Origin of the sequence: Pseudofrankia inefficax (assembly GCF_000166135.1) — a bacterium.
Lineage (GTDB): Bacteria > Actinomycetota > Actinomycetes > Frankiales > Frankiaceae > Pseudofrankia > Pseudofrankia inefficax.
The window spans coordinates 2948309-2961856 of record NC_014666.1; the positions used below are offsets into that span (position 1 = coordinate 2948309).

Below are 13548 nucleotides of genomic sequence, written 5' to 3' on the forward strand. Positions count from 1 at the left end.
CGACTCGCTACGCCGTCCCGCGGACGGTCTCCGATGGCTTCCCGGTGCACCGGTCCAGTGTGGCAACGCCAGGGACCTGGGACATCCACCTGGCGGTGCATCGCCGTACATCGCTCGCCTACCTCGCGGGGATGACACGCGGTTCGGATCATCCTGGCGCGGTAGCCGACTTCGCCATCGCGGGCGACGTAGCGGACCCGGTCGCCCACCTAGCGTCGCCGTCGACCTTTCCGACCGGACCGTGGGGACGCGTGGGCGAAACGATGATCGAGATCCATGAGGTGAGCAAGCGGTACGACGCCGGGCCGCCGGCCCTGGTCGACCTGTCGCTGAATGTGCGGGCCGGGGAGACGCTGGCCGTGCTCGGCCCGTCCGGCAGCGGCAAGTCGACGCTGCTGAACATCATCGCGGGGCTCGACCGCCCCAGCGCCGGCAGCGTCGTCGTCGACGGAGTCCGGGTCGACTCCTTGGGCGAGGCCGCCTCGGCGCGGTACCGGCGAGCCAAGATCGGCCTGGTCTTCCAGTTCTTCAACCTGCTCGACGACCTGACCGTCGTCGACAACGTCCTGCTGCCGGCCCAGCTCGCCGGGATGCCGCGGGCGAAGGCGCGCGCCCGGGCGGGCGAGCTGCTCGACCATCTCGGCATCGGCCGGCTGGCCCGGGCCTATCCCGGCCGGCTCTCCGGTGGAGAGCGGCAGCGGGTCGCGGTCGCCCGGGCGCTGGTGAACCGGCCGGCCCTGCTGCTGGCCGACGAGCCGACCGGCGCGCTGGACAGCGCCTCGGGCGCGCAGGTCAGGGAGCTGCTGGTCCGGCTGCGCGAGGATGGCCAGACGATCCTGCTGGTCACCCACGACGTGGCGCTCGCCGAGGCCTGCGCGAGCCGGACCATCGAGCTGGTGGACGGCGCGATCACCCGGGATGCCACGGCGGTGGCCCGATGAGGGCTCGGCGCGGAGCACTGGGCGCGGTGGTGCGGGCCGGGGTCGGCCGGCACCGGGTGCGGACCATCGTGCTGACCCTGACCGTGCTTCTGGCCGTGGCCGCGTCCGTCCTCGCCACCGGGCTGCTCGTCGCGTCGAACGCGCCGTTCGACCATGCCTTCGCCGGCCAGCACGGCGCGCACCTGACCGCCCAGTTCGACGGGACGAAGGTCACCGCCGCGCGGCTCGCCGCCACCGCGCGGGCGCCGGGGGTGACTGCCGCGGCCGGCCCCTTCCCGACCACGTCGGCCCGGCCGCGCACCACCGCAGGGAGCGTCGGCATTCCCGCGGGAATCGACCTGCAGCCGCTGACCATCGTCGGTCGAGCGGACCGTGGTGGGCCGGTTGACGACGTGACGCTGCTGCAGGGGCGATGGGCCACCGGCAGCGGGGAGATCGTGCTGGCCTCCGACGCGGGAGGTGCTCCGGTGGGGCTCGGCGACACGCTGCTGTTCCCGGGACGGACCGGCAGCCAGACGCTGACGGTCGTCGGCATCGCCCGCTCGGTGAGCCATACCGCCGACGCCTGGGTCGTCCCCGCGCAGCTGCCGGCCCTGACCGCCACCGGCACGACGGCCGGCTTCGAGATGCTCTACCGGTTCCACGCCGCCGGTACTGACGCCGAGGTGGCGGCCGGCCGGGCCACGATCGCGGCCGCGGTGCCCGCCGGGTCGATGACCGGCACCCAGTCCTACCTCGCGGTCAGGCAACGCGCGAACTCCAACACCGCGGCCTTCGTGCCGTTCGTCGCCGCCTTCGGCATCCTCGGGCTCGTGATGTCGGCCCTGATCATCGGCATCGTCGTCAGTGGCGCCGTCGGCGCGGCCATCGGGCGGATCGGCGTCCTGAAGGCGCTTGGCTTCACCCCGGCGCAGGTCGTGCGCGCCTATCTCGGGCAGGCGCTGATCCCCGCGTCGGTGGGCGTCGTGCTCGGCGCCCTCGGCGGGAACCTGCTGGCGGTGCCAGTGCTGCGCGAGCAGGCGAACGCCTACGGCGGCATCGCCCCGTCGATCCCGCTCTGGGTCGACGTCGCCGTGGCGGCGACGGCCCTCGCGGTCGTCGGCGCCGCCGCCCTGGCGCCCGCGCTGCGGGCCGGCCGGCTGCGGGCCGTCGAGGCGATCAGCGTCGGCCGGGCCGTCCGCACCACCCGCGGGCGCCTGGCGCAGCGGCTGGTCGGCCGGTCGCGGCTGCCGCGCGCGGTGGCGCTCGGCCTGGCCCAGCCCTTCTCGCGTCCGGCCCGGTCGTCGGTGCTGGTCGCCGCGATCGGCTTCGGCGCGATCGGCGTGACGTTCGCGGTCGGGCTCGGGCTCTCGCTGAACGACATCCAGGCGGCGCGCAACCGCGACTCACCCGGCGCCGTCGTCGTCTACGCGGCCGGTCCGGCGCGGGGCCCCGGGGCGGGGAAGGTTCCGCAGCCGTTGAGCGCGCAGACCCCGGTCCAGCCCGATTCGGGCGCGGTCGCCGCCGCGATCAGGGCCCAGTCGGGAACTCGCCGCTTCTACGGCGTCAGCCAGACGGAGGTAAGCGTCTCCGGTCTCACCGGGGCGACCACGGCCGTCGCCTATCAGGGCGACTCCTCCTGGGCGGCCTACCAGATGATCTCGGGACGCTGGTTCAGCCGGCCGGGGGAGGTCGTCGTCGGCACCCGGTTCCTCCATGCCGCGGGCGTGAAGGTCGGCGACAGCGTCACGGTTCTCGACCAGGGCCACAGCGTCAGCCTCCGGATCGTCGGCGAGGCCCTCGACCTCCATCACGACGGAATGACCCTGCTGACCGAAGGCGACTCGCTGGCCGGGCTTGGCGAGGACCTTTCGCCCACGGAGTTCCACGTCGACCTCAAGCCCGGTACCAACCTGGCCGGGTATCTCGGCGTCTTGGGCCCCGCGCTCAGGGCCAGCGGTGGCGACGCCGAGGCCAACCTCACCGACACCTCTTCGGTGATCGCGACGATGGAGACGCTGATCGGCACGCTCACCCTGGCCCTCACGGTCGTCGCGGCGCTGGGCGTGCTCAACACCGTCGTCCTCGACACCAGGGAGCGCGTCCACGACCTCGGCGTGTTCAAGGCGTTGGGCATGACGCCCCGCCAGACCGTGGGCATGGTGATCGCGTCTGTCTCGGGCCTTGGGCTGGTCGCGGGCCTGGTCGGCGTGCCCGCGGGAATCGCGCTGCACCACATGATCGTCCCGTTGATGGGCCACTCGGTCGGCACCGGGATTCCGCACGCGGATGTCGCGGTCTTCGGCGGGCCGGTGCTGGTGCCGCTGGCCCTGGGCGGGCTGGTCATCGCGGTGGCCGGCGCCATGCTCCCCGCGGTCTGGGCGGCGCGGACCCGGGCCGTGACAGCGCTGCGCTCCGAGTAGCCCGGCCGGTCCTGGGGATCCGGTCTGGTGGACCGGATCCCCTTGGCCTGGGGTCTGAGGTCCCGGCCGTAGGGTGCGGACCATGTCTGACGGTGCGCTGTCCGTGCGCGAGTTCGTGGCCGTGACGTCGAGGGCGTACCCGGTCCTGACCATGGACGCCGACCAGTGGCACGAGGTCGGCTGTTTCTTCGACCCGATCGAGAACGTCTACGGCTACTACGAGATCGACCGCAAGGACCAGCAGGATTCGGTCGAACGCTTCTCCAGCGCGGAGGCGCTGCTCGCCGCGCGTGGCGCGGACGAGGGGGTCGCCGCCTGGGTCGCCTCATTCCGGCTCTGTCTGGAGTTCGGCGAGCGCTTCGTCTACTTTCCCGCGACCCGAACGGTGCGGCGATTCCCGGTGGCGGCGTCGACCGAGATGACCGCGCGGGAGGGACTGGCGGAACTCGACGGCCGGCCGCTTTCATGGCTGCGCGAACAGCTGGCCTGACCTTTCGCGGGGTCGTCTCAGCTCGTGCGGTCGGCACCCGACACGGGGTCGTGTCATCGCCTGACCGGAGTCCTGCCGTTCATGCCGAAGTGAGGTGAGCACACCTCGGTGGTCGACTGAAGATCCGCGTGCCATACGCAGATCCACATGGTGGAGCCCCCGACCGGAATGAAGTTTGTCTTCGTGGCGCCCCACGACGCGGAGAAGGTGTAGGCCAGGGCATCGCCGCGGAACAGCTCGGCGACGCAGGACTGGGTGAGCGAGGTGTTGAGCACTCCCGCGAGCGCGCCGGAGCCGTTGTCGTCCAGCCACGCCGAACAGGTCGCGTCGTTGCCCACCCAGTAGGTGTCCGCCTCGGAGCCCGGGACCTGGGCCGGGTCGTCGCCGCCGTTGATTCCACTGATCGAGTAGGCGGTCGGGCTGACGCCGGCTTTCGGCGTCGCGCCACTCGACGTGCCGATCGTGCCGGAACCGCTGGGCGGGATGGTCGCGTCGACGGAGCCGCCCGTCGTCACCGACGGCGGCCGCGGTTTCCCGGCCACCGGCCCGGGGTCGGGCATCACGGTGGCGGACTTGTGCGCCTCGGGAGACCGAGGAGAGGTTCCGGGGGACATGGACGGCGCGAGGATTGCCGCCGTGGCCACCAGGATGAGCACGACGCCGCCGACGATCCAGGCGCCGCGCTCACGCCTCCGCCGTCGCCGCCGTCGGGCCCGCGCACCGGTGGGCTGATCCGCGGGCGGCTGGGAGCCCTCCCAGGATTCCTGCGACGGTAGTTGGGGCCCTGTCGCGAAAGGCGGATCGACGAGCCTGGCCAGCGGTGGCTCCAGCGTCGCCGATCCGGCACTCGTGATGGCCGGTGGGCGAGATGCGAGAGCCTCCGGGGCAGCGGCTTGCGGCCGCCCGACCAGGGCGACGGCCGCACGGTCGGGAAGCTGGTCGGTGGCGGCCCGGATCACGTCATCGAGATGCAGCGGCATCGGCCCGCGCGCGGCCCATCCGACGCCGAACACCGTGGTGGCCGCCGTCGCCAGTTCGAGCGCGAACGTGGCGGCGTCCGAGGGGCGGTCCGTGGGGGACTTGGCCAGCAGGCGCGACACCACCTCGACAAGCGGAGCGGCGACGCCGTCCATCGGCGGTGGCTGCCTGGTCAGCTGGTGGCTCAGCAACGCGAGCAGCGGAAGCTTCGGGTCGAACGGCAGCCGACCGGTGAACAGCCTGTACAGGACGATCCCCAGCGCGTACAGGTCGGTCCACGGCCCGAGCTGGCCGCCCTCGATCTGTTCCGGCGCCATGTAGGCCGGCGTGCCGGCGACGCCGCTCGAGGTCGTCCCCGAGCCCTCCATCAGCTTGGCCACGCCGAAGTCGGTGACCTTGAGCGTGCCGTCACTGGCGAACATGACGTTCTCGGCCTTGATATCGCGGTGCAGCACCTTGTGACGGTGCGCATGTTCAAGCGCCGCCGCGATCGCCAATGCCACCGCGCAGACCTGCTCGGGGCTCAGCACCGCCCGTTGGCCGGTCAGGGTGCCACCGGCCAGCAGTTCCATCACGACCAGGCTGAGGCCGTGGTCCTCGACGTAGTCGTAGACCCGCACGATATGCGGATGGTCCAGCCTGGCCAGCACCCGAGCCTCGGCCGCGAAACTCGCCGCGGTGCTCGTGGTCTCCATCACCTTGATAGCCACCGGCCGGCCCAGCTGACGATGCGTCCCCGCCAACACCAGTCCGAATGCCCCGGACCCAAGCTTCTCGCCCAGCACATAGCCAGGCAGCGCCTGCGTCACCCGCCCCCGGTCGACGATCACCAATCGTCCCGCAAGCTCTGTCGCCTCACATCGTCTCCACTGGGCACGATCGGGTTCGAGTCTAGTGGGCCGTCCTGAGAACCCCGCCCCGTAAAAGCGATGGCGGTCGCGGAATGCGCCGAGACCAGCAAGATCGCCGTTTCAGCCCTCACGTGGTGGTAATCGCGGCGGTTTCGCGACCGTGCGAAGCCAGAACGGCGATCAAGCCAGCGGGCCGACCTCGCCAGCCCCGGTGTTGCCGGGCGCGGGCTCCGCTCGAATGCCTGCCCACAGGCTGTCGCGCGCCCGCGTGATGGCCACATACAGCGCCCGGCGCTCCAGCTGGGTGCGCTCGTTGTACGCCTCGGTGGACTCGGTGACGCGGCGTGGCTCTGGAAAGCGATTGCGGTCCGGGACGCACACGTGGCCGAAGTCGAGGCTCTTGGCCCGGTGGTAGGTGCCGATCTTGACCGCCTCGCTGCCAGGTCCCACACCGCCCGGCGATGCCCGGCGAGCAGCGGGGTGCGGCGGCCGATCCGCGCCAGCTTGGCGTACTGGTCGAACGTGGTGAGCCCGCGGCCCTTGATGACGGTGCCGATCTCGTCCTTCCAGTCCGGGCCGGCCCGGAGAACCTGCGGCCCGGCAGCCGGGCCTGCGTCGGGTGCAGCCAGGTCATCCAGGACTCGATCGGCTCCCGGGCGGCGGCGTCGAGCAGCTCCTGCCAGAGCTCCTCCCGGGTCATCAACGGCTGCTGCGCCGGCTGCCCTCGGCCCTGCGCGGGCGCGACCTCGACCTCGACCTCGATCGACGGCGTCCAGCCCGCCGGGGTGGCCGTCGTGGGCTCTGGTTCCGGCCTCGGCGTGGTGCGCCTCGCCTCGACCCGACCCGGGTGGACCGTCGGCGTCACCGGCCGCGGCGTGGCCGCCGTCCGAGGCCGAACGGGCTGGGTCGCCACGGCCTGCGCGCGCGGCATCGGCTGGCAGCCCTGCTCCAGGCGGCCAGCAGGCGCTCCACGATCTCCGGCTCCAGGCGGGCGCCACGGGGGACGACCTCGCGAACCAGGTCGTCCTCGCCGATCACGAGCACCCGGTCGAGGGCCGCCCTGATGTTGCGCCGACCGGCGAGAACGAGCAGTGGAATCACCTCGGTCGGTGGCAGGCCCGCCTCGGCCAGCACCTCCTCCACGGCGACCGTCTGCCTGACCAGCTTGCCCAGCTCGTCGTCGGCGTCAGCGTCGCCCCGCCACAGCCGTCCGTCGCGGACGCTCGCCTCCCGCCAGTTCTTCACGTCGATGACGAAGACCCCGCCGGGCCCGACCAGAATCACGTCGATGTTCGCGCGGCGGCTTCCGGGCCACTGCCGGTCCGGGAGTACATGCCAGCCCGCGTCGTCCATCCCGACCAGCACGCGTGTCACGTTCTGCTCGCCCCGCCCGCCGGCCGTCCAGTTCCCGTGATGACGACGGAGCTGCTTCAGGAGGTCGTTGAGCTGCAGAATCTGGCGCTGAATTCCGTCGATCTCGTCGGCGAGCTGGGCGGCCCTGGCCAGGGCCGATGGTTGCGGTAGGTAATCGCCGCTTTCCGCCGCCGGAATTGCCGACCTGTGGCCACTCGACTCGGCGGAGCGACCGACACGCGATCCGGTCGCGGCCACGTCACCCCCTCGCATCGAGCCATCAGAATCATAGGGCGATGCCGTTGGGCGAATCCCGGTTTCTGCTCACCAGGCCAGATTCAACGTGCTAGGCGGACGGAAGTGTCAGTAAGTCAGCCGGGGCCTCTTCCGCGAATATCGACTCCACATTCGTTCGTATGTTCGAATTCGGGATGGTGGCAGCAGGCGCTCGACCTTGGTCGTCATCCGTGGCGCGGCGAAAGCAGAGGCCGCCTGGCTCTCCCATCTGCGAGGATTGGGCCATGGACGAGACGCGCGCCGCGACGGCGACACGCGAGGCCGTCGACGCGCTCCGCCAGGCAGGCGCCCGGTTCGCCTACCTGCACGGCAGCTATGCCGTCGGGCGCCAGCAGTCGGACTCTGACATCGACATCGCCGCCTACTTCGGCGGACCGGTGCCTCCGAACTCGTTCGACATCCTCCTGCCGACCGGAGTCGACCTCCTCGTCCTCGACAAGGCACCGCTCGAACTGGCCGGCCGGGTCGCGGCCGGTGGGCGGCTCCTCTTCGAGGAGGACCGGGCCGCCCGGGTCCACTGGGAGGCGATGACGAGAAAGATCTACTTCGACGAACTCCCGCGGATCACGCGCGCGCACCGCGAGTTCGTCGCTGCCCTGCTGAGCAGGAGCGCCTAGCCGATGGTCGACGAGGCCCGGGTGCAACGCCTGCTCCGCGCGATCACCGATGACCTGTCGGTTCTCGGCCGAGAGTCGGACGCCGATGACGGCCGCCGGGCAGACCCGATCTGGCTACGAGGCAGTCGGCTTCAGAAATGTCCTCGTCCACGACTACATCCAGGTCGACGACGACATCGTCACTGGCCGCCTGAAAGACCTCGGCGACCTAGAGGACTTCGTTCGGTCAATTGCGCGCTACCTGGCCGGCGCGGAGGCATGACCCTTCTCGGGTAGAGGATTTCGCATTCGGCCAAACCTCAGCAGTCGCGTAGGAGCCGGTCGAGAACGCGGGTGCCGAACACGAGGGCGTCGACCGGCACGCGTTCGTTCACGCCGTGGAAAAGGGCGGTGAAGTCGAGTTCCGGTGGGAGCCGCAGCGGGGCGAAGCCGAAGTGGCGGATGCCGAGCCGGGCGAAGGACTTCGCGTCGGTGCCGGCGGAGAGCATGTAGGGCAGCAGCCGAGCCCCCGGGTCCTCGCCGGCGATCGCCCGGGCCATCGCGTCGACCAACGCTCCGTCGAAGCTGGTGTGTACGGCGGGCAGCGTGTCCCAGACGGCCTCGATGTCGGGGCCGAGGACGTCGACCAGCTCGCGCGCCAGCGCCGCCTCCCGGCCGGGCAGGAAACGGGCGTCGACGGTCGCTTCCGCCACCGACGGCACCACGTTCGACCGATAACCGGCATGGAACAGGGTGACGTTGGCGGTGTCGCGCAGTGCGGCACCGATCAGCCTGGACAGGTTCCCGAGCCGGTCGACCGCGGCCTGTGGATCGCCCTCGTCGAAGGGGACGCCGGTGAGGTCCGCCACGCCCTCGAGGAACTCTCGGACGGGATCGGTCAGGATCAGTGGGAAGCGGTGCGCGTCCAGCCGGGCGACGGCCGCGGCCAGCTTCGCGATGGCGTTGTCGTCATGCAGCATCGCGCCGTGCCCGGCCGTGCCGCGGGCGGCCAGCCGCAGCCACATCGAGCCCTTTTCCGCGGTCTCGACCAGGTAGGCCCGGACGGGGTCGGCCGGCCCGCCGCCGGCCCGGTCACCGGGGAGGGTGACGGAGAACCCGCCGACCTCGCCGATCGCCTCGGTCACGCCCTCGAACAGGTCCGGGCGATGCTCCACGAGCCAACGGGCCCCTAGGATGCCGCCGGCCTCCTCGTCCGCGAGGAACGCGAAGACCAGGTCTCGGGGCGGGACGACACCCTCACGGCGGAACCGACGGGCCACGGCGAGCGTCATCGCGACCATGCCCTTCATGTCGACGGCGCCACGCCCCCAGACGTACCCGTCCGTCACCTCGCCGGAGAACGGATGAACCGTCCACTCTCCCGCGTCGGCCGGGACAACGTCCAGGTGGCCGTGCACCAGCAGCGCGCCGCGCGCCGGGTCCGCGCCCGGCAGGCGGGCGATCACGTTGCCGCGGCCACGGGCGCCCGACTCCACGAGGATCGGCTCGTATCCGGCCTCCACCAGCTTCTCGGCGACGTACTCCGCCGCCCCCCGCTCGGTCCCGGGCAGGTCCGGGTCGCCGAGGTTGGTGGTGTCGATGGCGATCAGCTCGCTGGCCAGCGTCACCACCTCGACGCATGGGTCGATGACCGGATCGGTCAACGTTCGGCCCGGGCACGGGCGCCGTCGAAGTAGTCCCGCAGCGCCGAGAGCAGCCGGTCGACGTCGCCGTCATCGTTGTACGGAGCGAGCCCGAGCCGCAGGCCGCCGGTGTCGCCGAGTCCGAGCCGACGGGAGGCCTCGTAGGCGTAGAAGGAGCCTGCTGGGGCGTTGACCCCACGTTTGCCGAGGAAGGCCCGGATGTCCTGTGGATCCTGGCCCTCGAAGGTCGCCAGGAGAGTGGGCGTCCGGCGGGCCGCTCTGGACCAGAGCCTGGTCCCAGGCAGCCCGGACAACCCTTCCTCGATCCGCCGGCGCAGACCGTCCTCGTGGGCCTCCAGCGCCGCCATCGAGGCACGGAGCCTCGCGCGGCGGTCCGCCCCCGGTCCGGCCGCGGCGGGGGCCAGGTCGGCGAGGAAGTCGACAGCCGCTGTCGTACCCGCCATCAGCTCGTAGGGGAGGGTTCCCAGCTCGAATCGCTCGGGGACGGCGTCGGTCGCCGGCAGCAGCTTGTCGGGGTCGAGCTGTTCGAGAATCTCCGGCCTGCCGTAGGTGACGCCGCAGTGGGGGCCGAGGAACTTGTAGGGCGAGCAGGCGTAGAAGTCCGCGCCGAGCGCCGGGACGTCCACCGCGCGATGCGCCGAGTAGTGCACGCCGTCGACGTGCAGCCACGCTCCGACCGCGTGGACGACCTGCCTGATCGCGGCGATGTCGGGCGTGGTGCCGATCAGGTTGGAGGCCGCCGTGACGGCGACCAGCCGGGTGGCGGGGGAGAGGACCCGCTCGATGTGATCCGGCGTGAGTTCGCCCGCCTCGGGGTCGAAGTCGGCGAAACGGACTGTCGCCCCGACCGCCCGCGCTGCGAGCACCCAGGGCCGGACGTTGCCGTCGTGGTCGAGCCGGGTGACGACCACCTCGTCGCCCGGCCCCCACCGCTTCGCGAGCGTGCGAGCGAGGTCCATCGTGTTCTGGGTCATGCTGCGGCCGAAGATCACGCCGTTCGGCTCGACCTGGAGGAAGTCGGCGAGAGCGGCCCGGCAGGCGACGACGGCATCCTCGGCGTTCCGCTCGGCGAGCGTCGCCGTGCCACGGTTGGCCAGCGGATGGGTCAACGTGTCGTAGACCGTCCGCGCCACGACCTCGGGGGTCTGCGAGCCACCCGGACCGTCGAAGTGGGCTGCGCCGGCGGCCAGCGCCGGGAACCGGGCGCGGACCGCCGCGACGTCGTAGCCGGCGGCGGTCTGAGTGCTCTTGGGCTCAGTCATCCCCGCAAGCCTGCCAGCGGCGCGCCGCGAGCGCTCTGAGCGCCCCGAGCGACCGCGGCCCGGACCTCGTGGGAAAGCCCACCAATGCCGTCGACATTATTGAGTGCTGTAATCCGCGCGTGCGAGCTGGGATGGATTCCAGGCGACGTGTCTTTCGGGGCTGTTGCCGGCCGGCGCCCGTGATTACCGCGTGCTTCAGTCCGGGCGGCACGAAGGCGGTGGCATCCAGGATGCCACCGCCCCGAACGTGCTCTGTACGCGCCCTGTTCGTGCTCGGTGCAGGTCCGTTACTTCGCCGCCGCCAGCTTCCGGCACGCGGCCGCGGCCCTGCGGCACGCCTCCGCGCAGGCCTTCATCTGGCTGTCAGCGGGCATCTTGGCGCACATGTCGGCGCACTGGGCGCACATGTCCGCGCACATGCGGCACATCTCCCGCATGCTGTCCGAGTCCCGCATGATCATGTCGGCGCACATGCCGCAGGTGTCGCTGCAGTCCAGGAGCATTCGTATCAGGGCGGCGTCCATCATCTTCCCACCCTGGCGCATACAGTAATCCATGGTGCTGCGACAGGTCGAGCGGGCGTCGATGCAGGAGTCAATGCAATCCTGCATCTCGGCGGTACGCACAGAAAGAGTGGTCACTGCGGCTCTCCTCGCGGGAAGAATGCTCGTCAAAACAGCCAGAGCGCGACCGGCGGTGCGTCTTTCCGATCCCCAGATGATCTTCGCGTGCGGCAAATCAACCGTAGCACCGCGTGATAGTGCGGGCAACGGGCGGTAAAGTGATCAGGATTGGTCGTCGTCAATTGACGATCCGAGCTGCCGGATCATGATCGAGACCTGCTCGTCATAGGCCCGTACGCCGGCAGCAGCGGTTAAACGCGAATTCTTCCAGTTTCTTCGAGCCTGCCCGAGATGGGCCGGGTCGCCCGTCAGTGGCCCTCGGAAAGAGATAACCAGGGGGAGTGGCGGCCGGGGAGAGCATCCGGTGCCGCGCGGTCGGCTGGGTGCGGCGACGCGAGCGTTGGCAGGGCCAATAACATGGTGTCGATGCCGACGCTTCTGATCGTCCACCACACGCCGTCGCCGTCCATGCAGGCGATGTTGGAAGCAGTGCTCGCCGGCGCCAGGGACGACGCGATCGAGGGTGTGGAGGTCGTCGTCCGCCCGGCCCTGGCAGCCACCGCGGTCGATGTGCTGGCGGCCGACGGCTACCTCCTCGGGACCCCGGCGAACATCGGCTACATGTCGGGCGCCTTGAAGCACTTTTTCGACACGATTTACTATCCGTGTCTCGACGCTACTGTGGGTCGTCCTTATGCCCTCTACGTCCATGGCAACAGCGACACGACCGGAGCGGTCCGCGGCGTCGAGACGATCGCCACCGGTCTGAGGTGGAAGCGCCTGCGCGATCCGCTCTCCGTGACAGGTCAACTGGACGCCGCCGACCGCGAAGCGTGCTGGGAACTTGGCGCTGTCGTCTCCGCGAGTTTGGCAGACGGCTGAGCGCCGGGGCGCAGGGCGACCTCAGGCCCGTGTGACGACGAGACCGCGCAGGTCGGCCAGGGTGCCGAAGAACGTGTCGCGATCGGTCGTGGCCGTGACGCCCGGGACCTGGCCCGTCGAGTGCTGCCAGAATGTCAGCCTGGGCCAGCCGGCGAATGGCTGCGGTGAGAGGGTGCGCGGCTGCGCGGCCCACAACCGGGTCGTCCGGGTGAAGGCCGCGGTGTTCTGCAGGCAGGTTCGCCAGAAGTTGGCCGCAGTGTAGATCATCGGTGTCACGCCGGTGCGGGCCGTGACGCGGGCCAGGAATGCCCGGATGTAGCTGGTCCAGGCAGCCGGGCCAATTCCGTCGCAGGCGGCGAGCTTGGGGTGACGTTCCACGTCGAGGACCGGCCAGAGGGTCGTTCCGTCGTTTAGGCGGCCGGTCATGGCCAGGAACCGGTCGGCGTCGGCCGTTCCGGTGGCGGTGGCCGGGTTGGCGAAGAAGTAGGCGCCCCGGTACAGGCCGGCGGCCGCGGCGCCGTCGTACTGGGTGCGGAAGCTCGGGTTCTCTCCGTAGCTGCCGACCGCGCCCACGTACGCGAACTGGTATCCCGCCTTGCGCACCTGACGCCAGTCGATGGACGGCTGCCACTTGGACACGTCGATCCCGGCGATGACCGCTGCCGGCGTTGGTGCCATTGCTGAGGCGGGCCCGGGGGCGGGAGCCGCGACCGTCGGGGGCACGGCCCCGCCGCCGTCTCCCGGCGCCGGAACAGCCCCGGGGGAGGGCGTCCCGGAAGCCGACGGGACCGGAGGGTGTGCAGCGAGCGGAGCCGCCTGAGTGGACGGCGTCTGGGCGCGGGGGCTGGGTGGCGTCGGCGTGGAGTGGGCCGGTGTCCGCCCGCAGGCCGCCACGAGCAGCAGGCTGACAAGCGCGGCCTGGGATGTCCGCCTGGCCGCGACCGATTTCCGGGCGTGGGGAGGAGATCTCATCCCAGCCACGATCGCAGGCGGCCGAGACTGACCGACTGTCAGGTGCCGGACCGCGTGACCTGAACAGATACATCGCCGCAAGATCTACCAGCACACGTTGTTGACGACGCCTGTCCAGGCTTGGTGGCCACCGCGGTGGATGTGCTGCCAACCCATGACTCCCTGCTCGGCTCGCCGGCCAACATCGGTTACATGTCAGGGGCTTTGAAGCACTTCTTCGAGCAGATCTTGGGTACG

13 protein-coding genes and 1 pseudogene are annotated in these 13548 nt (G+C 70.9%); 7 read left to right on the forward strand and 7 right to left on the reverse strand.

All coding sequences use genetic code 11. The features are described from left to right. The first annotated feature begins 251 nt into the window (after positions 1-251). The 3 genes from FRAEUI1C_RS11955 (at position 252) to FRAEUI1C_RS11965 (ending at position 3833) form a co-directional block, all read left to right on the forward strand. A complete protein-coding gene (locus FRAEUI1C_RS11955) occupies positions 252-941 on the forward strand; it encodes an ABC transporter ATP-binding protein (protein WP_232425394.1) in 690 nt (229 codons plus the stop codon). Further along, the gene (locus FRAEUI1C_RS11960; protein ID WP_013423558.1) at positions 938-3343 is read left to right on the forward strand and encodes an ABC transporter permease; all 2406 of its coding nucleotides are present in this window, start codon (positions 938-940) and stop codon (positions 3341-3343) included. Before FRAEUI1C_RS11955 ends, FRAEUI1C_RS11960 begins: the two co-directional genes overlap by 4 nt. Before the next feature lie 82 nt (positions 3344-3425). After that, positions 3426-3833: a hypothetical protein gene (locus tag FRAEUI1C_RS11965; RefSeq protein WP_013423559.1), complete on the forward strand. Its 408-nt coding sequence runs from the start codon at positions 3426-3428 to the stop codon at positions 3831-3833. A 53-nt stretch (positions 3834-3886) separates the two neighbouring features. Here FRAEUI1C_RS11965 and FRAEUI1C_RS11970 read toward each other — a convergent pair whose 3' ends face one another. From FRAEUI1C_RS11970 to FRAEUI1C_RS40935, 3 genes are all read right to left on the reverse strand, one after another. Then, positions 3887-5641: a serine/threonine-protein kinase gene (locus FRAEUI1C_RS11970; protein ID WP_013423560.1), complete on the reverse strand. Its 1755-nt coding sequence runs from the start codon at positions 5639-5641 to the stop codon at positions 3887-3889. 201 nt (positions 5642-5842) lie between these two features. Then, complete coding sequence (locus FRAEUI1C_RS40930) at positions 5843-6112, reverse strand: 3'-5' exonuclease (protein WP_041259218.1); 270 nt, start codon at positions 6110-6112, stop codon at positions 5843-5845. A gap of 411 nt (positions 6113-6523) precedes the next feature. Continuing rightward, the gene (locus tag FRAEUI1C_RS40935) at positions 6524-7036 is read right to left on the reverse strand and encodes a nuclease-related domain-containing protein (RefSeq protein ID WP_232425395.1); all 513 of its coding nucleotides are present in this window, start codon (positions 7034-7036) and stop codon (positions 6524-6526) included. Between the two features lie 500 nt (positions 7037-7536). On the opposite strand from FRAEUI1C_RS40935, the gene FRAEUI1C_RS11985 reads away from it, so the two are divergent. Both FRAEUI1C_RS11985 and FRAEUI1C_RS11990 read left to right on the forward strand, forming a co-directional pair. Then, positions 7537-7929, forward strand: coding sequence for a nucleotidyltransferase domain-containing protein (locus FRAEUI1C_RS11985; protein ID WP_013423561.1), 393 nt, complete (start codon positions 7537-7539; stop codon positions 7927-7929). Between the two features lie 85 nt (positions 7930-8014). Further along, positions 8015-8191, forward strand: coding sequence for a HepT-like ribonuclease domain-containing protein (locus tag FRAEUI1C_RS11990; protein ID WP_232425396.1), 177 nt, complete (start codon positions 8015-8017; stop codon positions 8189-8191). Positions 8192-8228: 37 nt separating this feature from the next. Here FRAEUI1C_RS11990 and FRAEUI1C_RS11995 read toward each other — a convergent pair whose 3' ends face one another. From FRAEUI1C_RS11995 to FRAEUI1C_RS12005, 3 genes are all read right to left on the reverse strand, one after another. Beyond that, positions 8229-9572 (reverse strand): M20/M25/M40 family metallo-hydrolase, encoded by a 1344-nt coding sequence (locus FRAEUI1C_RS11995; protein WP_013423562.1) that lies wholly within the window; start codon positions 9570-9572, stop codon positions 8229-8231. Continuing rightward, complete coding sequence (locus tag FRAEUI1C_RS12000) at positions 9569-10834, reverse strand: cysteine desulfurase-like protein (RefSeq protein WP_013423563.1); 1266 nt, start codon at positions 10832-10834, stop codon at positions 9569-9571. The genes FRAEUI1C_RS11995 and FRAEUI1C_RS12000 overlap by 4 nt, the downstream gene beginning before the upstream one ends. 287 nt (positions 10835-11121) lie before the next feature. After that, complete coding sequence (locus tag FRAEUI1C_RS12005; protein WP_049807163.1) at positions 11122-11445, reverse strand: four-helix bundle copper-binding protein; 324 nt, start codon at positions 11443-11445, stop codon at positions 11122-11124. 429 nt (positions 11446-11874) lie between these two features. Here FRAEUI1C_RS12005 and FRAEUI1C_RS12010 point away from each other — a divergent pair, with 429 nt between their 5' ends. After that, entirely contained in the window at positions 11875-12339 is a 465-nt protein-coding gene (locus FRAEUI1C_RS12010) for a flavodoxin family protein (protein WP_013423565.1), read from the forward strand. A gap of 21 nt (positions 12340-12360) precedes the next feature. Here the strand turns inward: FRAEUI1C_RS12010 and FRAEUI1C_RS12015 are convergent, their stop codons facing one another. Then, positions 12361-13017, reverse strand: a complete 657-nt coding sequence (locus FRAEUI1C_RS12015) for a GH25 family lysozyme (protein ID WP_049806883.1) — start codon at positions 13015-13017, stop codon at positions 12361-12363. A gap of 408 nt (positions 13018-13425) precedes the next feature. Between FRAEUI1C_RS12015 and FRAEUI1C_RS40940 the strand changes: the two are divergent. After that, positions 13426-13539, forward strand: a pseudogene (locus FRAEUI1C_RS40940) (flavodoxin); the annotation flags it as partial. Positions 13540-13548: the final 9 nt, after the last annotated feature.

Bases quoted from the DNA above. Each gene is read 5' to 3' on its own strand.
- FRAEUI1C_RS11960 (WP_013423558.1), top strand. From the start codon at position 938: ATGAGGGCTCGGCGCGGAGCACTGGGCGCGGTGGTGCGGGCCGGGGTC.
- FRAEUI1C_RS11965 (WP_013423559.1), top strand. From the start codon at position 3,426: ATGTCTGACGGTGCGCTGTCCGTGCGCGAGTTCGTGGCCGTGACGTCG.
- FRAEUI1C_RS11985 (WP_013423561.1), top strand. From the start codon at position 7,537: ATGGACGAGACGCGCGCCGCGACGGCGACACGCGAGGCCGTCGACGCG.
- FRAEUI1C_RS11990 (WP_232425396.1), top strand. From the start codon at position 8,015: ATGACGGCCGCCGGGCAGACCCGATCTGGCTACGAGGCAGTCGGCTTC.
- FRAEUI1C_RS12000 (WP_013423563.1), bottom strand. From the start codon at position 10,834: ATGACTGAGCCCAAGAGCACTCAGACCGCCGCCGGCTACGACGTCGCG.
- FRAEUI1C_RS12005 (WP_049807163.1), bottom strand. From the start codon at position 11,445: ATGCAGGATTGCATTGACTCCTGCATCGACGCCCGCTCGACCTGTCGC.
- FRAEUI1C_RS12010 (WP_013423565.1), top strand. From the start codon at position 11,875: ATGGTGTCGATGCCGACGCTTCTGATCGTCCACCACACGCCGTCGCCG.
- FRAEUI1C_RS12015 (WP_049806883.1), bottom strand. From the start codon at position 13,017: ATGGCACCAACGCCGGCAGCGGTCATCGCCGGGATCGACGTGTCCAAG.